Origin of the sequence: Pantoea sp. ICBG 1758, from assembly GCF_002928325.1 — a bacterium.
GTDB classification, from domain to species: Bacteria; Pseudomonadota; Gammaproteobacteria; order Enterobacterales; family Enterobacteriaceae; genus Pantoea; species Pantoea eucrina.
The window spans coordinates 92,149-111,217 of the sequence record NZ_POWL01000001.1; the positions used below are offsets into that span (position 1 = coordinate 92,149).

Sequence of the window (19,069 nt, forward strand, 5' to 3'; positions counted from 1 at the left end):
GACGTTTTTGCCGGTGCGAGGGTGGTTTTTATCTCTTGCTTACCGGCCGGGTTTTTCATAAAAGTGTCATAAAACTGACGCATAATGACGCCGCATATCCTAGTGACATCCCGTCACACTCGCAGGAGCAATAATGGCCAAGCGCATTTTGGTTGTGGAAGATGAAGCGCCCATCCGGGAAATGTTATGTTTTGTGCTGGAACAGAACGACTATCAGCCTATTGAAGCGGAAGATTATGACAGCGCGATTAGCCGGCTGATTGAACCCTGGCCCGATCTGATCCTGCTGGACTGGATGTTGCCCGGCGGCAGCGGCATCCAGTTTATCAAGCATCTGAAGCGCGAAGCCATGACGCGCGATATCCCGGTCATGATGCTGACCGCGCGCGGTGAGGAAGAGGATCGCGTACGTGGACTGGAAGTAGGCGCAGATGATTACATTACCAAGCCGTTCTCACCGAAAGAGCTGATGGCGCGTATCAAAGCCGTCATGCGGCGCATCTCTCCGATGGCGGTCGAAGAGGTGATTGAGATGCAGGGGCTGAGTCTCGATCCCTCCTCACACCGCGTGATGTCAGAGACCACGCCGCTGGAGATGGGGCCAACCGAATATAAGCTGCTGCATTTCTTCATGACGCATCCGGAGCGGGTCTACAGCCGCGAACAGCTGCTGAACCACGTCTGGGGCACCAATGTCTATGTCGAAGATCGCACCGTAGATGTGCATATTCGTCGCCTGCGTAAAGCACTGGAAATCTCCGGCCACGATCGTATGGTGCAAACCGTACGCGGAACAGGGTATCGTTTCTCTGCCCGCTACTAAACGGAGCCTGCTACCGTGCTGGAACGCCTCTCCTGGAAGCGATTACTGACCGAGCTGGCGCTGGCCTGTCTGCCTGCGCTGCTGTTCGGCCTGCTGTTTGGTTATCTGCCGTGGTGGCTGCTGGCAGCCGTCTCAGGCGTTCTGGCCTGGCACTTTACTAATCTGATGCGGCTCTCCCACTGGCTGTGGGTCGACCGCTCAATGACGCCGCCCACCGGGCGCGGCAGCTGGGAACCGCTGTTTTATGGCCTCTACCAGATGCAGCTGCGTAATCGCCGCCGCCGCCGCGAGCTGGGAAACCTGATCAGGCGCTTTCGCAGCGGCGCGGAGTCGCTGCCGGATGCCGTGGTGCTCACCACCGAAGAGGGCACCATTTTCTGGTGCAACGGCCTCGCTCAGCAGCATCTGGGACTGCGCTGGCCGGAGGATAACGGCCAGAATATTCTCAACCTGCTGCGCTATCCCGAATTCTCCCGCTATATCCGCCAGCGCGACTTTGCCCGGCCGCTGACGGTAGTGCTGAATAATCAGCGGCACATGGAGTTCCGCGTGATGCCTTACAGCGAGGGGCAGTGGCTGATGGTGGCGCGCGATGTGACCCAGATGCATCAGCTGGAGGGCGCCCGCCGCAACTTTTTTGCCAACGTCAGTCATGAACTGCGCACGCCGCTCACGGTGCTGCAGGGCTATCTGGAGATGATGGACGATGAGGCGATGAATGCGCGCACGCGCAGCAAAGCGCTGGGCACGATGCAGGAGCAGACCCGGCGCATGGACAGCCTGGTCAGGCAGCTGCTGACGCTGTCGCGCATTGAGGCGGCCCCGGCGCTCGATCTCAAAGAGCGGGTCGATGTACCGGCCATGTTGCATCTGCTGCAGCGCGAAGCGGAAACGCTGAGCCAGGGGCGCCATGTTATTCACTTCCATACCGATCCTCATCTGCGCGTACTGGGTAACGACGAGCAGCTGCGCAGCGCTATCTCTAACCTGGTCTATAACGCGGTTAACCACACGCCGGAAGGCACGCATATTCATATCAGCTGGCTGCGCACGCGGCAGGGAGCGGAGTTTAAAGTCTGCGATAACGGTCCCGGCATCAGCGAGGAGCATCTGCCGCGCCTGACGGAGCGTTTTTACCGCGTTGATAAAGCGCGGTCGCGCGCTACCGGGGGCAGTGGACTGGGGCTGGCGATCGTCAAGCATGCGCTGAGCCATCACGGTGCGCGGCTGGAGATCAGCAGCTGGCCGCATCAGGAGACCTGCTTTCGCTTTCTGCTGCCGTCGCGTCTGATTGTGGAAGAGGCCGCGCAGGAGCGGGCGGGGTAATCTGCATTGCGCCGTTTTCGCAGGCTTGCCACAATAGCGCTCTTCTTCTCTCTGACGGCGGCTCCATGCTGAAATCTCTGCTGTTCACACTTCTGCTGCTCTTCTCTGTGCTGGCGCAGGCGCAAAAAGCGATGCTGGCCGGCAACCTCAGCAGCGCCGGGTCAGATACGCTGGGCTATCTGATGACGCTGTGGGGGGAAGATTTCAGCCTGCAGGCGCCCGGCGTCAACGTTCAGGTACAGGCGGCGGGCTCTTCGACCGCGCCAACGGCGCTGGCAGCGGGAGCCGCACAGCTGGGCGCGATGAGCCGGCCTATGCAGAACGATGAGCGACAGCTGTTTATTGCCCGCTACGGCTATCCGCCGCTCGCCGTACCGGTCGCCATGGATGCGCTGGTCGTGGTGGTGAACCAGGCTAATCCGCTGCAGCGTATCAGCCAGCCGCAGCTTGATGCGCTCTATTCTGTTACCCGGCTGTGCGGCGGCACGCAGGTTCCGCAGCGCTGGGGCGATACGGGCGTGACAGATGATAAGTGGGCGCAGCGGCGCATCCAGCGCTTTGGCCGCAACTCTGCCTCCGGCACCTGGGGGTTCTTCAAGCAGCAGGCGCTTTGCCGCGGCGATTTTCGCGCTGACGTGGCGGAGTTTCCCGGTTCGGCTGCCGTGGTGCAGGCGGTTGCGACCACGCCAGAGAGTATCGGCTACGCCAGCTTTGGCTTTCATCTCAGCGGTGTGAAGATCGTGCCGATTGTCACCCGGACCGGCGAAAGCATCATGCCCGATGCCGATACCATCCGCAGCGGCCGCTATCCCTGGTCCCGGCCGCTCTATATTTACGTGAACAAACCACCGGGCAAGCCGCTGCCGCCGCTGGTGGCGGCATTTCTGCATCAGGTACTGTCGTCGCAGGGACAGCGGCGGGTGGCGGAAGCGGGCTATTTACCTCTCTCCGATGCGCAAATCTCCGCTGCGCGGGCGGCCATTGAATAAGCAGCAAGCGCGTGCTCAGGAAAATGAATTTTCTTCATGTCTGCTGAAAATTCTTCCGTTGCCCCGCGCGCGGAAGCGTGGCACTCTTTGGACATATAGCCATCCAGATGGCTGAAATAACCAGAAGAAATTATACCTGACCGCAACTACCGGTCTGCAAGGAGAATCTATGCCCGCTCAGCACGCCCCGTTCCGCGCCGATACCGTCGGCAGTTTTCTGCGTCCCGCTGCGATCAAACAGGCGCGCGAACAGCACGCCCGTGGTGAGATTAGCGCTGAGCAGCTGCGCGAAGTGGAAGACCAGGCTATTCGCGATGTTGTCGCGCAGCAGCGTGCCAATGGCCTGCAGGTTGTCACTGACGGCGAGTTCCGTCGCGCGTGGTGGCACTTCGATTTCTTTGGCGATCTGAATGGCGTAGAGCTGTTCGAAGCGGAGCAGGGGATCCAGTTCAACGGCGTACAGACCAAAGCGCACGGTGTAAAAGTCACCGGTAAAGTCTCGTTTAATCCAGCGCATCCGATGCTGGAACACTTCCGCTTTCTGCAGAGTATCGCCGGCGACGCGGTCGCTAAAATGACGATTCCCAGCCCGAGCGTGCTGCATTTCCGCGGCGGCCGCAAGGTTATCGACGCCACGGTTTACCCCGATCTGGATGCCTACTTTGCCGATCTGGCGCAGACCTATAAAGACGCCATTGCCGCGTTTTATGCTGCCGGCTGCCGCTATCTGCAGCTGGACGATACCGTCTGGGCCTATCTCTGCTCCGGGGAGCAGCAGGAGCAGATCCGCGCACGCGGCGACGATCCGCAGGCGCTGGCCCGCACTTATGCCCAGGTGCTGAACGCGGCGCTGGCAGATAAACCGGCCGATCTCACCGTCGGGCTGCACGTGTGCCGCGGTAACTTTCGCTCGACCTGGATATCAGAAGGCGGCTATGAGCCGGTAGCGGAGATCCTGTTTGGCGGCGTGAATATCGACGCCTTTTTCCTGGAGTATGACAACGAACGCTCCGGCGGATTTGAGCCGCTGCGCTTTATTAAGCCAGGTCATCAGAAAGCGGTACTCGGCCTTATCACGACCAAAACCGGCGCGCTGGAAGATCCTGAACAGGTTAAAGCGCGGCTACAGGAAGCGGCGCAGTACGTCAGCCTCGATCAGATCTGCCTCAGCCCGCAGTGCGGCTTTGCTTCCACCGAAGAGGGTAATAGCCTGAGCGAAGCGGAGCAGTGGCAGAAGATCCGTCTGGTGGTGGATATCGCTAAACAGGTGTGGTGAGAGTGTAAAGTTGTGCAGACAGGCGCGTAAATCGCGCCTTTTGTGCATCCTGAACCGCACTTATGCAAGAACAACTTTCGCTTTGTCTGAATTTTAAACAAATCATCTGGGGTGTTTAGCGGCTATTTCGCCCATATTCACTGCCTGCGTACGCTTATGCGCGATATCCTTCTGGTTTTCCGATCCTGTATTGTCTTTCTCCGCTATAAACGTTTTAATTTGCGCCGTTGTCGATTCATCCCTCTGTGAACAGAAGAAAAGCAGATTAAATCACCTGCGCTGTCTCGATTCGGCCCGCATTTCGCACTGGGTAATCCAGCTAAGCCATTGTTATCGCGCAATCAGGGGACAACACAAACTCAACTTCCACCGCAACATCAGCTACAGGCACGACAGAAGTTATGACATACCGTTTAACCTCGAGGGACATCCTTGCGCTGGGCTTTATGACCTTTGCCCTGTTCGTTGGCGCAGGCAACATTATCTTTCCACCGATGGTGGGAATTCAGTCTGGTGAACACGTCTGGGTCGCCGCACTCGGCTTCCTCGCGACCGCGGTCGGCCTGCCGGTCATGACCGTGATCGCGCTGGCGCGCGTTGGCGGCGGCATCGATGCGCTCAGTTCGCCAATCGGTAAAGCAGCGGGTCTGCTGCTGGCGACGGTCTGCTATCTGGCCGTGGGACCGCTGTTTGCGACGCCGCGTACCGCGACCGTTTCGTTTGAAGTCGGTATCGCTCCGCTGACCGGTGACGGCCCGCTGCCGCTGTTTATCTATAGCCTTATTTACTTTGCGCTGGTTATCGGGATCTCCCTCTATCCGGGCAAGCTGCTGGATACCGTCGGGCACGTGCTGGCGCCGCTGAAAATTGTCGCGCTGACCATACTCGGCGTTGCCGCGCTGGTCTGGCCGGCGGGCGGTATTGCGCCTGCGACGGCAGACTATCAGCGCGCGGCGTTCTCTACCGGTTTTGTAAATGGCTATCTCACCATGGATACGCTGGGCGCCCTGGTGTTTGGTATCGTGATTGTGAATGCGGCGCGTTCGCGCGGCGTTGAAGATGCGAAACTGCTGACGCGCTACACCATGCTGGCTGGCCTGATCGCCGGTGTCGGACTGACGCTGGTCTACCTGAGCCTGTTCAAGCTTGGCTCCGGCAGCGCCGGCCTGGTTGACCAGAATGCCAACGGCGCCGCTATTCTGCACGCTTATGTACAGCAGACGTTTGGCAGCATGGGCAGCTTCTTCCTCGCGGCGCTGATCTTTATCGCCTGCATGGTAACGGCCGTTGGCCTGACCTGCGCCTGCGCTGAGTTCTTTGCACAGTATCTGCCGCTCTCGTACAAAGCGCTGGTGTTTATTCTGGGCCTGTTCTCGATGGTGGTGTCAAATCTGGGGCTGAGCCATCTGATTCAGATCTCCATCCCGGTGCTGACAGCAATTTATCCGCCCTGTATCGTGCTGATAGTGCTAAGCTTCACCCTCAACTGGTGGAACCGCAGCGCGCGTATTATTGCGCCAACCATGCTGGTCAGCCTGCTGTTTGGCATTGTGGATGCAATCAAAACCACCAGCTTTAAAGAGATACTGCCGCTGTTCAGCCAGCATCTGCCGCTGGCCGACCAGGGACTCGCCTGGCTGCCGCCTTCGCTGGCAATGATGGTGATTGCTGCCGTCGTGGATCGCGTTAAAGGACCACAGCAGGTAGTCGTCCGGCAGTAAACGACACGGCTGTTCATTCCGACCACGGGCTTGCCCGTGGTTTTTTCATTTTCACAGGACCTGTTTGTTATGCAAGAAACCAACACGCTCAAACGCGGACTGAGCACGCGCCATATTCGCTTTATGGCGCTGGGATCGGCAATCGGTACCGGGCTGTTTTACGGCTCGGCGGATGCTATCAGGATGGCGGGGCCCAGCGTTTTACTGGCCTATATTATTGGTGGCGCGGTGGCCTATATCATCATGCGTGCGCTGGGGGAAATGTCGGTTAACAATCCGCAATCAAGCTCCTTTTCGCGCTATGCGCAGGATTATCTCGGTCCGCTGGCGGGCTATATCACCGGCTGGACCTACTGCTTTGAGATCCTGATTGTGGCGATCGCGGATGTCACCGCATTTGGCATCTATATGGGCGTCTGGTTTCCGGATGTACCGCACTGGATCTGGGTGCTGTCGGTAGTGCTGATTATCGGCGCCATCAACCTGATGAGCGTGAAGGTGTTTGGCGAAGTAGAGTTCTGGTTCTCTTTCTTTAAGGTCGCCACCATTATCATCATGATTGTGGCGGGCTTTGGCATGATTTTCTGGGGCATCGGCAACGGCGGAACGCCGACCGGGATCCATAATCTCTGGAGCAACGGCGGCTTTTTCGCCCACGGTATTGTGGGTATGCTGCTCTCGCTGCAGATGGTGATGTTTGCCTATGGCGGGATCGAAATCATCGGTATTACCGCCGGTGAAGCGGATGAGCCCGCCAAATCGATTCCGCGCGCGATCAATTCGGTGCCGCTGCGTATCCTGGTGTTTTATGTGGGTACGCTGTTTGTCATCATGTCGATCTACCCGTGGAATCAGGTCGGTACCGAGGGCAGCCCCTTTGTGCTGACGTTCCAGCATCTGGGTATCGCTGCGGCGGCGTCAATTCTTAACTTTGTGGTGCTGACCGCTTCGCTATCTGCCATCAACAGCGATGTGTTTGGCGTGGGGCGTATGCTGCACGGTATGGCGCAGCAGGGCCATGCGCCTAAAGTGTTCCAGAAAGTCTCTTCGCGCGGCATCCCGTGGGTGACGGTGGTGGTGATGATGTTTGCGATGCTTATCGCCGTTTATCTGAACTACCTGATGCCGGAAAAAGTCTTCCTGGTGATCGCCTCGCTGGCGACCTTTGCCACGGTCTGGGTATGGATTATGATCCTGCTGTCGCAGATCGCATTCCGGCGCAAAATTGGCAAGGCGCAGGCGGCGCAGCTGCAGTTTGCCGTACCGGGCGGCAGTGCCACCACCTGGGCAGGCGTGCTGTTTCTCGCCTTTATCATTGCGCTGATTGGCTATTTCCCTGATACGCGAATTTCACTCTACGTGGGCTTTGCCTGGATTGTGCTGCTGCTGCTGGCGTGGCCGCTGGTGAAAAAGCAGAAACGCTGAGCGTCAGGCTAAAAAGAAAAGAGTCGCCCTGTGTGGCGACTTTTTTTATGGGAAAAAAAGTATTCGGCGCATCCTGTCGCCGAAAAATAGAACCAAAACGGAAAAATAGGTCAAAACTAAGGGATGATTGACGCACTCAGAATACGCTAAATTTCATAGCGTTATGTCACAGCGGACAAATATAGAATTATCGCAATTCAGCCATAAAAACGCTTCAGCAGAACGAAGAGGCGGCCGGGAAACTGATAAGCCCGCATGGCGGGCTGAACAAAGGTGCAACTGACTCAGGGAGCCCATGTGACGGGGGCGAGGGCGCTGCTGTCGACTCCCTGCCTGAGCTGAGCCAGCGTCGATTGATAAGGACAGAGCGTGCCGATGGCGCTGTCGTGACAGTCTGGCTGATGCCACTCTGCCTGCAGTAAAGGGTGCTGCCGATCCACCGGCGCGAGCTGGCGCAGCGCATCCAGACTCTGCGCCTGAAAGTAAATGCGCAGCCGGCGGCTGTTGTCACGCGTATCGCGCCAGCGCTCAAACACCAGGCTGCTGCCCGGCGGGATATTACCGCGCGCGTAGCCCGGCAGCTGCCAGCTGAAATTCATCAGGGTGCGCACCATTGCGATATTGGTATCGTGGGCTACCAGCAGCAGCCAGCGGGTATCGGGCGAGCCGGGACGATCTTCGAGCGCCGCGATCGCCGCATCGAGCAATATTGAGCCGCGCTTTTGTGCCAGATAAGGGACATCGTTACTCAGATCGTAATTTGCGGTGAGCAGTGGCAGCAGCGCCGTAATCTGCTGCGCGCTGTTCAGGCGCCCCTGCGCCAGCGCCTCTGGCGGCAGATTTTCACTCCAGCCGAGACGCAGCGTTTCCACCATGCTCGCCATGACGCTTAATCCCTGGATATAGCTGTGGCCGCTCCGGGTCTGCTTCAGCTGCCACGGGCGCGAAAAAAAGCGGCAATCGCCGTCACAGACCGCCGCATTTAGCTGCCGGATCGCCGGCTGCAGCCGCTGCTGCAGCGCAGCAAGGTCGCCAGCCCGTGCGGCAATCGCTGCCTGCTCGCGGGCAGGATCGGTCCGGGCAAATGGAAATTTATCGCTCTGAAACAGGGGGTCCGGCCCATCGGCGACAACGTGCACCGGCACACCGCAGCCGGGAAACGCGCCGTCAGTCAGCGCCTGGGCCGTGGCCCGCGTGCGCTGCAGCGGGCTGGCGCGCACATAAATTTGCCGGCTGTCAGGGCAGCCCGCGTGGAGCAGGCCCGCCTGACGATAGTAGTTACCCTGCCAGCGTCCTTTATTTACTACCGCGCTGTAGCCGTGACCGGTAAGCTCGCCATCCGCCGTGCTCCAGCGCGGCCAGGGGCGCTGCGTGGCCGCTTCAATCTCTGCCCGGTTAGCCGCCGTCGGAGGACGTACGCCGTGCCGGCCGATCTCCACCACCTTTTCCAGCTGCCAGGGATCGGCTGCGGTGGCGAGCAGCGGCAGCGGCAGCAGCAGCAATATCAGCAGCGATTTCACGTCAGCGGCTCCGCCAGCAGCGCATTGATCTGCGGCCAGAGCGTGGCGTTAGCCAGCAGCACCGGATTGCCCTGCGTCAGGCCATTATTCTGCTCATAACGGTTGGTCTCTCCACCCGCTTCCCGCATCAGTACGATGCCAGGCAGGCCGTCCCACGGCTGCATGCGCGCTTCGTAATAGCCGGTCAGCCGCCCGGCCGCCGCCCACGCGCTCATCAGCGCCCCGGAACCGTTGCGGATAAACATGCCGCCCTGCTGCAGCAGCGCGCTGATAAAGTCGAGCAGCGGAGCCGCAGGCTGACTGGTGGAACAGCCCAGACCAAACAGCCCCTGGCTCAGCTGGCCGGCGCTGTGTGCCCGGATACGCTGCTCGTTCATCCATGCGCCTTTGCCCCGGCAGGCGTGAAAGATCTCCTGATGATTGGGATCGCATACCACGCCAATAACCGGTTCGCCTTCACACACAATCGCCAGCGCCACGCACCAGTTGTGCAGACCGCTGAGAAAGTTGCTGGTGCCATCAATCGGGTCAACTACCCAGATAAAGCGTGCCTGTCCGGCGTCTCCGCCGCTCTCCTCACCGATAACCGCGTCTTCAGGAAAGCGTTCAAGGATAAGGTGCCGGATTAACTCCTCAACGTTGCGGTCAGCCTCACTGACCAGATCCTGTAAATCCTTCTTATATTCTGCAACCAGCTGGTTACGCTGCTGATACCACGACATGGCGCGACTGCCAGCGGCTCTGGCGACCTCGCAGGCAAACTGATAGCGCGCCTCTAATTCAGTTAACGTAGCTGATGACATGTTTCCCTCTTATCATTTTCTGGCTGGTGTAGTAACCAGACGTGCCTGAACAGGCGGAATGGTGGTGTGGCCGGGTCTGGTAAAGTTAAGAAAGGCTTCATTAAGCCGCAGATATATGCGGCTGGCAAGAGGGGAGAGGAGGTATTGGCGCGGATTATGGATTCAGAGGCGCTGTGCGCGAGCATCCGCCATCAGACGCGGATAGAAAGCAAAAAACAGCGCTTCCAGCGCGTCATAGTGATCAACAAAATCCTGATAGGAGTCGCGCAGCGCCGCAAGACGGGGACGGCGATACGCCATGCCGCGCAGCACCCGCTCCAGCCGCGCCGGTTCGGCGTAGTGTTCAAACCAGCGTTCGCGCCACATCACCGCGTTGAGCTCAATAAAGCTTTCTGGCGTTCCCGCAAGCTGCGGCACAATATGCTGCTGTGCAGCCTCACTAAAGGCGGCGAGTGAGATATCGGGCTGGAACTGCTGCCAGTGGCGCGCAAGAAAATGATCCCAGATCACATCAAGCGTAATCGGGGCTACGCGCCGCGTTTCCGGACGAAACCACTGCCGGGCGGTACGCACTTCAGGCAGGTTGTCCGTCAGCACATCGATACGGCGGTGCAGGGCGATCCCCGCTGCAACCGGTGCCGGCCACTGCGCCTGAACGTTGCCGCGCACAAAGTCGGCCAGCAGGTTGCCCAGCAGCGAGCTTTCTGCCAGCGTGGCAAGATGAAGGTGAGCAAGAAAATTCATGCGCTATTATAGGCAGAATCGCGTCTCTGCAGCCAGTTGTTCAGAATTTCCCACTTTTCCGCTAAACTATGCCGCCTGTTTTTGAGTCCGGAAAAGTTATACATGCGTGTCGCCGATTTTAGCTTTGAGTTGCCCGAATCCCTGATTGCCCACTATCCCCAGGCGCAGCGCAGCGGATGCCGTCTGCTGTCCCTTGATGGCCCGAGCGGCGCCCTGACGCACGGTGTCTTTACCGATGTGCTGGAGAAGCTTAATCCCGGCGATCTGCTGGTGTTCAATAATACGCGGGTGATCCCGGCGCGCGTCTATGGACGTAAAGCCAGCGGCGGCCGGATTGAAATGCTGGTAGAGCGTATGCTGGATGATAAGCGGGTGCTGGCGCACGTGCGTGCCTCAAAGGCGCCAAAGCCGGGCACTGAGCTGCTGCTGGGCGACGATGAGAGCGTAAAAGCGACCATGGTGGCGCGGCACGATGCGCTGTTTGAGATCGCCTTTACCGATGAACGCGCGGTGCTCGATATTCTCAATAGCGTAGGCCATATGCCGCTGCCGCCCTATATCGATCGCCCGGATGAAGAGGCCGATCGCGAGCTTTACCAGACGGTATACAGCGCCCGTCCTGGCGCGGTGGCAGCACCAACCGCCGGGCTGCACTTTGATGAACCGCTGCTGGAGGCGCTGAAAGCTAAAGGGGTGGAGATGGCGTTTGTGACGCTGCACGTCGGGGCCGGTACCTTCCAGCCGGTGCGCGTTGAAAATATCAATGACCATATCATGCACTCGGAATATGCAGAGGTGCCGCAGGATGTGGTTGACGCGGTGCTGGCCTGTAAAGCACGCGGCAATAAAGTTGTCGCGGTAGGGACCACGTCGGTGCGCTCGCTGGAGAGCGCCGCTCAGGCGAGTCAGGATGCGCCGCTGGCGCCTTTCTTTGATGACACGCAGATCTTTATCTATCCTGGCTATCGCTACCAGATTATCGATGCGCTCATTACCAACTTCCATCTGCCGGAATCGACGCTGATTATGCTGGTTTCTGCGTTTGCCGGCTATAAAAACACCATGGCGGCGTACCAGAGCGCGGTGGCCGAACAGTACCGTTTCTTTAGCTACGGGGATGCGATGTACATCACCCGTAATCCGCACGCTCCTGACGAACCTGTCGGAAGCACACACCCTTAATGTTCCGGTGCCGCCTGCGGGTGGCACGGCTACAGTCGGGTAAATCAGACTGTTTCTCTGATGAGGTTAATGTGAAATTTGAATTAGATACAATAGACGGACGCGCGCGTCGCGGACGTCTGGTTTTCGATCGCGGCGTGGTTGAAACCCCGGCATTTATGCCGGTGGGCACGTATGGCACCGTTAAAGGCATGACGCCGGAAGAAGTGAAAGAGACCGGTGCGCAGATCCTGCTGGGCAACACTTTCCACCTCTGGCTGCGTCCGGGGCAGGAGATCATGAAGCTGCACGGCGATCTGCATGACTTTATGAACTGGCAGGGACCGATTCTGACCGATTCGGGCGGCTTCCAGGTATTCAGCCTGGGTGATATCCGTAAGATCACCGAAGCGGGCGTGCATTTCCGCAACCCCATCAACGGCGATCCGATTTTCCTCGATCCGGAAAAATCGATGGAGATCCAGTACGATCTCGGCTCCGATATCGTGATGATTTTCGATGAGTGCACGCCATATCCGGCTGACTGGGATTATGCAAAACGTTCGATGGAGATGTCGCTGCGCTGGGCACAACGCAGCCGCGATCGCTTCGATTCGCTCGGTAATAAAAATGCGCTGTTCGGGATTATCCAGGGTGGTGTTTACGAAGATTTACGAGATGTCTCCGTCAAAGGTCTGGTAGAGATTGGCTTTGATGGGTACGCTGTGGGCGGCCTCGCGGTGGGTGAGCCGAAAGAGGATATGCACCGTATTCTGGAACATGTCTGTCCGCAAATTCCGCAGGATAAACCGCGCTATCTGATGGGCGTCGGAAAGCCAGAAGATCTGGTGGAAGGCGTACGCCGCGGTATCGATATGTTTGACTGCGTTATGCCTACCCGCAACGCGCGCAACGGTCATCTGTTTGTTACCGACGGCGTGGTGAAAATCCGCAACGCGAAGTATAAAGATGACACCGCGCCGCTGGATGCGGAGTGTGATTGTTACACCTGTCGCAATTACAGTCGCGCCTACTTGCACCATCTTGATCGCTGTAACGAAATACTGGGCGCACGCCTGAATACGATTCACAATCTGCGCTATTACCAGCGTCTGATGGCGGGTTTACGCCAGGCTATCGAAGAGGGTAAATTAGAGCACTTTGTTAGCGAGTTCTACCTACGGACGGGCAAAGCGGTTCCACCGTTAAACGTCTGATTATTCTATCAATGAGGGAAATTAAATGAGCTTTTTCATTTCTGACGCCGTCGCAGCAGCGGGCGCTCCGTCACAGGGAAGTCCGTATTCTCTGGTGATCATGCTGGTGGTTTTTGGTCTGATTTTCTACTTCATGATCCTGCGTCCGCAGCAGAAGCGCGCCAAAGATCATAAAAAGCTGATGGACTCCATCTCGAAAGGGGATGAAGTGCTGACCAACGGCGGCCTGGTGGGTCGTGTCACTAAAGTTGCTGATACCGGTTATATCGCTATCGCCCTGAACGACACCACTGAAGTAGTGATTAAACGTGATTTCGTGGCCGCCGTCCTGCCGAAAGGGTCGATGAAGGCGCTGTAATTTTATCTTCCCGAAGGGAACTGCCGTGTTAAACCGTTATCCTTTGTGGAAGTACATCATGCTGGTCGCCGTTATTCTTATCGGCCTGCTGTATGCGCTTCCTAACCTTTATGGTGAGGATCCGGCCGTTCAGATCACTGGTGCGCGCGGAAGCGCCGCCAGTGAGCAGACGTTGGATCAGATCCAGAACGTACTCAAACAAGACAACATTCAGAGCAAATCCCTCGCACTGGAAAATGGCGCTATTCTGGCGCGTTTCGCTAACACCGATGTGCAGCTGCGCGCGCGCGAAGCGCTTACAACTGCGCTGGGTGACGATTTCGTGGTAGCCCTCAATCTCGCACCGGCCACGCCGCGCTGGCTCACTCTGCTGGCAGCGGAACCGATGAAACTCGGTCTGGACCTGCGGGGCGGGGTGCACTTCCTGATGGAAGTGGATATGGATACCGCGCTGGGCAAGCTGCAGGAGCAGAATGCAGACGGCCTGCGCAGCGATCTGCGTGAAAAGAATATTCCTTATACCAACGTCAGCAAACTCGCTAACTACGGTGTGGAAGTGCGTTTCCGCGACGCCAAAAGCCGCGATGACGCGATCGGCTACCTGACGCCACGCCACCGCGATATGGTATTCACCAGTGCGGGCAGCGATGCAATGCGCGCGGTGATGACCGATGCGCGCCTGAGTGAAGCGCGGGAATATGCGGTACAGCAGAATATTAATATCCTGCGCAACCGTGTTAACCAGCTGGGCGTTGCTGAGCCGCTGGTGCAGCGTCAGGGTGCCGACCGCATCGTGGTTGAGCTGCCGGGTATCCAGGATACCGCGCGGGCAAAAGAGATCCTTGGTGCCACCGCGACGCTGGAGTTCCGTCTGGTTAATACCAGCGTAGATCCGGGTGCTGCGGCAAATGGACGCGTGCCGGGTGACTCAGAAGTGAAGAAAACGCGGGAAGGGCAGCCGGTTGTGCTCTATAAGCGTGTCATTCTTACCGGCGATCACATCACCGATTCCACGTCCAGCATGGATGAGTACAACCAGCCGCAGGTGAATATTTCACTGGATGGCGCGGGCGGTAACATCATGTCGAATTTCACCAAGGACAACATCGGCAAGCCGATGGCGACCCTGTTTGTGGAGTACAAGGACAGCGGCAAGAAAGATGCCAACGGCAGAGCGATTCTGGCGAAGCAGGAAGAAGTGATCAACGTGGCGAACATTCAGTCACGGCTGGGTAATAGCTTCCGCATCACCGGTATCAGCAACCCGAACGAAGCGCGTCAGCTGTCGCTGCTGCTGCGTGCCGGTGCGCTGATTGCGCCGATTCAGATTGTCGAAGAGCGTACCATTGGCCCGACTATGGGTCAGCAGAACATCACCCAGGGTCTGGAAGCCTGCCTGTGGGGTCTGATCGCTTCGATCATCTTTATGGTGGTGTTCTACAAAAAGTTTGGTCTGATTGCGACCAGCGCGCTGCTGTGTAACCTGGTGCTGATTGTCGGCATCATGTCGCTGCTGCCAGGCGCCACGCTCACCATGCCGGGCATTGCCGGTATCGTGCTGACGCTGGCGGTTGCCGTAGATGCCAACGTGTTGATTAACGAACGTATTAAAGAAGAGCTGCGTAACGGACGCTCGGTACAGCAGGCGATTCATGAGGGCTACAAAGGCGCCTTCTCCAGTATCGTCGACGCCAACGTCACCACGCTGATTAAAGTCATCATTCTTTATGCGGTGGGTACCGGCTCCATCAAAGGCTTTGCAATCACCACCGCTATCGGTATTGCAACCTCGATGTTTACCGCTATCGTCGGCACCCGTGCCATCGTTAACCTGGTGTACGGCGGCAAACGCATCAACAAGCTGTCTATCTGAGGAGTGCGTTGTGGCACAGGAATATAGTATTGAACAGCTGAACCACGGGCGTAAGGTCGTAGACTTTATGCGCTGGGATACGCTGGCGTTTATCATCTCGGGTCTGCTGATCGTGGCGTCAATCGCCATTATCGGCGTGCGCGGGTTTAACTGGGGACTCGATTTCACCGGCGGTACGGTGATTGAGATTAACCTGGAGAAACCTGCAGATCTCGATGCGCTGCGCGAAGGTCTGGTAAAAGCGGGCTTTGACGAGCCGCTGGTGCAGAACTTCGGCAGCAGCCGCGACGTGATGGTGCGGATGCCACCTGCGACCGGCAATGCGGGTCAGGAGCTGGGCAACAAGGTGTTGTCCTCTATCAACCAGACCACGCAGCAGAACGCGACGGTAAAACGCATTGAGTTTGTCGGACCAAGCGTAGGTAGCGACCTGGCGCAGGCGGGGGCGATGGCGCTGCTCTCTGCGCTGATCGCTATTCTTATCTACATCGGGTTTCGCTTTGAATGGCGTCTGGCGCTGGGCACCGTGCTGGCGCTGGCGCATGACGTTATCATCACCTGCGGCCTGCTGGCGCTATTCAGCATTGAAATCGATCTGACCATCGTTGCCTCGCTGATGTCGGTGATTGGTTACTCGCTTAACGATAAGATTGTGGTTTCTGACCGTATTCGTGAGAACTTCCGTAAGATCCGTCGCGGTTCTTCTTACGATATCACCAACGTGTCGCTGACCCAGACGCTGAGCCGTACCCTGATCACTTCTATCACCACGCTGGCGATGATCCTGATCCTGTTCATCTTTGGCGGCGCGCTGCTGAAAGGCTTCTCGCTCACGATGCTGATTGGTGTGACGATCGGTACGATCTCATCCATCTACGTCTCTTCAGCGCTGGCGCTGAAGCTGGGGATGAAGCGTGAGCATATGCTGGTGCAGAAAGTGGAAAAAGAGGGCGCCGATCAGCCTTCTATTCTGCCGTAAGCCCGGCGCTGACCGATGCAAAAAGGCCCTTCTCCGGAAGGGCCTTTTTTTATGGCGCGGCGTCTGCCGTTACCTCATGTACGCGCACATAGCCGAGCCGATCCGGTGTCAGGCCACTCAGGTGCAGCGGCACTGTTACCGTGCTGCGCGGCATCAGGCTGGCGGGCACGCTGATGCGCTGACTCAGGCTGTCGGCGGCCAGCGGCTGACCACTGGCGAGATCGCTTTCACCCCACACCACGGTCGCGCTCAGCGCGGGTACCGGCTTGTCATCAGCAGAGCGGATAACCAGGCTGGCCTGGCTGCCGTTTGCTTCTGCACTCACGTTCAGCAGTGCGAGACGCAGCGTACCCAGCTGCGTCTCCAGATCAACCGGCGTCGCGGAACCGGGTACCAGCCATGCGCCCTGAGTGGAGCGGCTGTTAAGCTGGCCCTGCTGCTCCAGCGCGCCGGCGCGGCGGGTGAGATGACGCATCTGCTGATTGAGCTGGCTCACCTCCTGATGCAGCTCTCTGACCTGCGGGGCAGGAGGCGGAGTGCTGCAGCTGCTCAGCAGCAGCAGCGACAGCACCGCCGGAACCGGTAAGCTCCTGAGTCTCATGCTCTCTCCCACACCTTATTCCGGAATACGCAGTACCTGGCCCGGATAGATTTTGTCCGGATGGCTCAGCATCGGCTTGTTAGCTTCGAAGATTTTGTTGTACTGATTCGGATCGCCGTAGACCTGTTTGGAAATAGCGCTCAGGGTGTCGCCTTTTTTCACTGTGTAGAGGTTGGCTTCGCGTGCGGTGTCGCTGACGGTGACTTTATCATCCACTTTAGTGATGCCGGCAACGTTACCGGCTGCCACCAGAATCTTCTCTTTAAGCTCCTGTGAAATGCCATCGCCGCTGACGGTTACGGTATCACCCTGCACATTGACGTTGACTTTATCGCTGTCTGGCAGGCCGAGCTTGTTGATGTGATCCTGCAGCTTTTTGCTGGAGTCATCACCGCCTGTCACGCTGTCCCACAGTTTCTCTCCTGCTTCTTTGACGAAGTTAAACAGACCCATAGTTCCTCCTGTGATTGTGCCGGATTGGCTCTTTAAGCGTAGTGCGTTTTTGACATTTGCTGGCAGAAGCGGTTATGAGCGCTGAAAAAACTGCCACGCAGGCGGCCTCTGTTTTGTTAAATGTGAGTTCGCGTTACACTATGTGGCCCAAAATCTCGCGACAGGAAACGTCATGCATTGCCCATTCTGTTCCGCTGTGGATACCAAAGTGATCGACTCACGCCTGGTCAGTGAAGGTTCCTCGGTGCGCCGCCGCCGTCAGTGTCTGGTCTGCCATGAGCGCTTTACCACGTTTGAGATGGCGGAGCTGGTGATGCCGCGCGTGGTAAAAAGCAACGACGTGCGTGAGCCTTTTAACGAAGATAAGCTGACCAGCGGCATGATGAAGGCGCTGGAGAAGCGCCCCGTCAGTGCTGATGCGGTCGATAGCGCAGTCAATCACATTAAAACCCAGCTGCGTGCGACCGGCGAACGTGAGATTGCCAGCAAGCTGATTGGCAATCTGGTGATGGAAGAGCTAAAAAAACTGGATAAGGTCGCTTACATCCGCTTCGCCTCGGTCTACCGCAGCTTTGAAGATATTCGCGACTTTGGCGAAGAGATCGCCCGCTTACAGGACTGAATCATGACCGATGCTCGCTATATGGCGCGCGCGCTGGAACTGGCGCGACGCGGTCGTTTCACCACCACGCCCAACCCCAACGTCGGCTGCGTGATCGTGCGTGACGGCACAATTGTCGGCGAAGGCTGGCATCAGCGCGCGGGTGAACCGCATGCTGAAGTGCATGCGCTGCGCATGGCCGGAGAGCAGGCGCGCGGCGCAACCGCCTACGTTACGCTGGAGCCGTGCAGCCATCATGGCCGGACGCCACCCTGCTGCGATGCGCTGATTGCTGCTGGCGTCAGCCGCGTGGTGGTCGCCATGCAGGATCCTAACCCGCAGGTCGCAGGGCGCGGTCTCTGGCGCCTGCAGCAGGCGGGAATTGAAGTCAGTCACGGGCTGATGATGGCGGAAGCGGAAGCGCTCAATCGCGGGTTTCTCAAGCGTATGCGCACCGGGTTTCCCTGGATACAGCTCAAGCTTGGCGCTTCACTGGATGGCCGCACAGCGATGGCGAGCGGTGAGAGCAAGTGGATCACCTCGGCGGCCGCCCGCCGGGATGTGCAGCAGTTCCGCGCGCAGAGTTCCGCCATTCTTACCAGCAGTGCCACCGTGCTGGCCGACGATCCGTCACTCACGGTACGCGCAGATGAACTCAGCGACAGCGTTCTCCAGCAGCTGGATACGCAGACTCTGCGGCAGCCGGTGCGGGTGGTGGTTGACAGCCAGCAGCGCGTGACGCCGCAGCACCGGCTGATTCATCAGCCGGGTGAGAGCTGGCTGATGCGTACCGCTCCCGATGACGCCGCGTGGCCGGAGAGCGTAACGCAGATTGCGGTGCCGCCGCGCGGCGAACAGCTTGATCTGGTCGCGATGATGATGCTGCTCGGTCAGCGTCAGATTAACAGCGTCTGGGTCGAGGCGGGAGCGGGCCTGGCGGGCGCGCTGATTCAGGCCGGACTGGTGGATGAGCTGATTGTTTATATCGCACCGATACTGCTTGGCGACGCCGGACGCGGGCTCTGTACGCTCCCCGGGCTGGAGGCGTTGAGCGCCGCGCCGCGCCTCGATTTTCGTGATGTGCGCAAAGTGGGTGACGATCTGCGTCTTACCCTGACCCTGCGTTAAGCATGCACGGAAAAGCCTGAGCGCCCGGCTAAAGAGTATGATAGAATCCGCCCCCTTCTGCGGGGGCTATA

Annotated in this window: 18 protein-coding genes; 13 read left to right on the plus strand and 5 right to left on the minus strand. The window is 58.2% G+C overall.

Translation table 11 applies throughout. The features are described from left to right. Positions 1-133: 133 nt before the first annotated feature. The 6 genes from phoB to proY all read left to right on the plus strand — a co-directional run bounded on the left by phoB (position 134) and on the right by proY (position 7,560). Complete coding sequence (phoB, locus tag C1Y41_RS00475; protein ID WP_039382949.1) at positions 134-823, plus strand: phosphate response regulator transcription factor PhoB; 690 nt, start codon at positions 134-136, stop codon at positions 821-823. A 15-nt stretch (positions 824-838) separates the two neighbouring features. Continuing rightward, complete coding sequence (gene phoR, locus C1Y41_RS00480; protein ID WP_071668615.1) at positions 839-2,149, plus strand: phosphate regulon sensor histidine kinase PhoR; 1,311 nt, start codon at positions 839-841, stop codon at positions 2,147-2,149. Between the two features lie 68 nt (positions 2,150-2,217). Continuing rightward, positions 2,218-3,138, plus strand: coding sequence for a PstS family phosphate ABC transporter substrate-binding protein (locus C1Y41_RS00485; protein WP_104085324.1), 921 nt, complete (start codon positions 2,218-2,220; stop codon positions 3,136-3,138). 169 nt (positions 3,139-3,307) lie between these two features. Then, on the plus strand, positions 3,308-4,414 hold the full coding sequence (locus C1Y41_RS00490) for a cobalamin-independent methionine synthase II family protein (protein ID WP_039382951.1): 1,107 nt from the start codon (positions 3,308-3,310) through the stop codon (positions 4,412-4,414). Between the two features lie 401 nt (positions 4,415-4,815). Continuing rightward, positions 4,816-6,135 carry a branched-chain amino acid transport system II carrier protein gene (gene brnQ / locus C1Y41_RS00495; protein ID WP_039382952.1) on the plus strand — a complete coding sequence of 440 codons (1,320 nt, stop codon included), beginning with the start codon at positions 4,816-4,818 and terminating at the stop codon, positions 6,133-6,135. 69 nt (positions 6,136-6,204) lie between these two features. Continuing rightward, positions 6,205-7,560, plus strand: a complete 1,356-nt coding sequence (proY, locus tag C1Y41_RS00500; RefSeq protein WP_039382953.1) for a proline-specific permease ProY — start codon at positions 6,205-6,207, stop codon at positions 7,558-7,560. A 284-nt stretch (positions 7,561-7,844) separates the two neighbouring features. Here proY and C1Y41_RS00505 read toward each other — a convergent pair whose 3' ends face one another. From C1Y41_RS00505 to C1Y41_RS00515, 3 genes are all read right to left on the minus strand, one after another. Beyond that, positions 7,845-9,080, minus strand: coding sequence for a histidine-type phosphatase (locus C1Y41_RS00505; protein ID WP_104084625.1), 1,236 nt, complete (start codon positions 9,078-9,080; stop codon positions 7,845-7,847). Beyond that, positions 9,077-9,883: an inositol monophosphatase gene (locus tag C1Y41_RS00510; protein WP_039382955.1), complete on the minus strand. Its 807-nt coding sequence runs from the start codon at positions 9,881-9,883 to the stop codon at positions 9,077-9,079. The genes C1Y41_RS00505 and C1Y41_RS00510 overlap by 4 nt, the downstream gene beginning before the upstream one ends. Positions 9,884-10,045: 162 nt before the next feature. After that, positions 10,046-10,627 (minus strand): ACP phosphodiesterase, encoded by a 582-nt coding sequence (locus C1Y41_RS00515; RefSeq protein ID WP_039382956.1) that lies wholly within the window; start codon positions 10,625-10,627, stop codon positions 10,046-10,048. 102 nt (positions 10,628-10,729) lie between these two features. On the opposite strand from C1Y41_RS00515, the gene queA reads away from it, so the two are divergent. The 5 genes from queA (at position 10,730) to secF (ending at position 16,215) form a co-directional block, all read left to right on the plus strand. Further along, positions 10,730-11,809: a tRNA preQ1(34) S-adenosylmethionine ribosyltransferase-isomerase QueA gene (gene queA / locus C1Y41_RS00520; protein WP_094111493.1), complete on the plus strand. Its 1,080-nt coding sequence runs from the start codon at positions 10,730-10,732 to the stop codon at positions 11,807-11,809. A gap of 71 nt (positions 11,810-11,880) precedes the next feature. After that, positions 11,881-13,005 carry a tRNA guanosine(34) transglycosylase Tgt gene (gene tgt, locus C1Y41_RS00525; protein ID WP_104085325.1) on the plus strand — a complete coding sequence of 375 codons (1,125 nt, stop codon included), beginning with the start codon at positions 11,881-11,883 and terminating at the stop codon, positions 13,003-13,005. Positions 13,006-13,030: 25 nt separating this feature from the next. Continuing rightward, complete coding sequence (yajC, locus tag C1Y41_RS00530) at positions 13,031-13,363, plus strand: preprotein translocase subunit YajC (RefSeq protein ID WP_039382958.1); 333 nt, start codon at positions 13,031-13,033, stop codon at positions 13,361-13,363. 25 nt (positions 13,364-13,388) lie between these two features. After that, a complete protein-coding gene (gene secD, locus C1Y41_RS00535) occupies positions 13,389-15,236 on the plus strand; it encodes a protein translocase subunit SecD (RefSeq protein ID WP_071668617.1) in 1,848 nt (615 codons plus the stop codon). A 10-nt stretch (positions 15,237-15,246) separates the two neighbouring features. Next, positions 15,247-16,215 carry a protein translocase subunit SecF gene (gene secF, locus C1Y41_RS00540; protein ID WP_065649969.1) on the plus strand — a complete coding sequence of 323 codons (969 nt, stop codon included), beginning with the start codon at positions 15,247-15,249 and terminating at the stop codon, positions 16,213-16,215. A gap of 49 nt (positions 16,216-16,264) precedes the next feature. Here secF and C1Y41_RS00545 read toward each other — a convergent pair whose 3' ends face one another. Next, positions 16,265-16,816 carry a DUF3251 domain-containing protein gene (locus C1Y41_RS00545; RefSeq protein ID WP_104084626.1) on the minus strand — a complete coding sequence of 184 codons (552 nt, stop codon included), beginning with the start codon at positions 16,814-16,816 and terminating at the stop codon, positions 16,265-16,267. Positions 16,817-16,831: 15 nt separating this feature from the next. Beyond that, positions 16,832-17,269, minus strand: a complete 438-nt coding sequence (lysM, locus tag C1Y41_RS00550; protein WP_039382962.1) for a peptidoglycan-binding protein LysM — start codon at positions 17,267-17,269, stop codon at positions 16,832-16,834. Between the two features lie 172 nt (positions 17,270-17,441). Here lysM and nrdR point away from each other — a divergent pair, with 172 nt between their 5' ends. Both nrdR and ribD read left to right on the plus strand, forming a co-directional pair. Then, positions 17,442-17,891 (plus strand): transcriptional regulator NrdR, encoded by a 450-nt coding sequence (gene nrdR / locus C1Y41_RS00555; RefSeq protein ID WP_039382963.1) that lies wholly within the window; start codon positions 17,442-17,444, stop codon positions 17,889-17,891. Positions 17,892-17,894: 3 nt separating this feature from the next. Then, positions 17,895-18,998: a bifunctional diaminohydroxyphosphoribosylaminopyrimidine deaminase/5-amino-6-(5-phosphoribosylamino)uracil reductase RibD gene (gene ribD, locus C1Y41_RS00560; RefSeq protein ID WP_039382964.1), complete on the plus strand. Its 1,104-nt coding sequence runs from the start codon at positions 17,895-17,897 to the stop codon at positions 18,996-18,998. Positions 18,999-19,069: the final 71 nt, after the last annotated feature.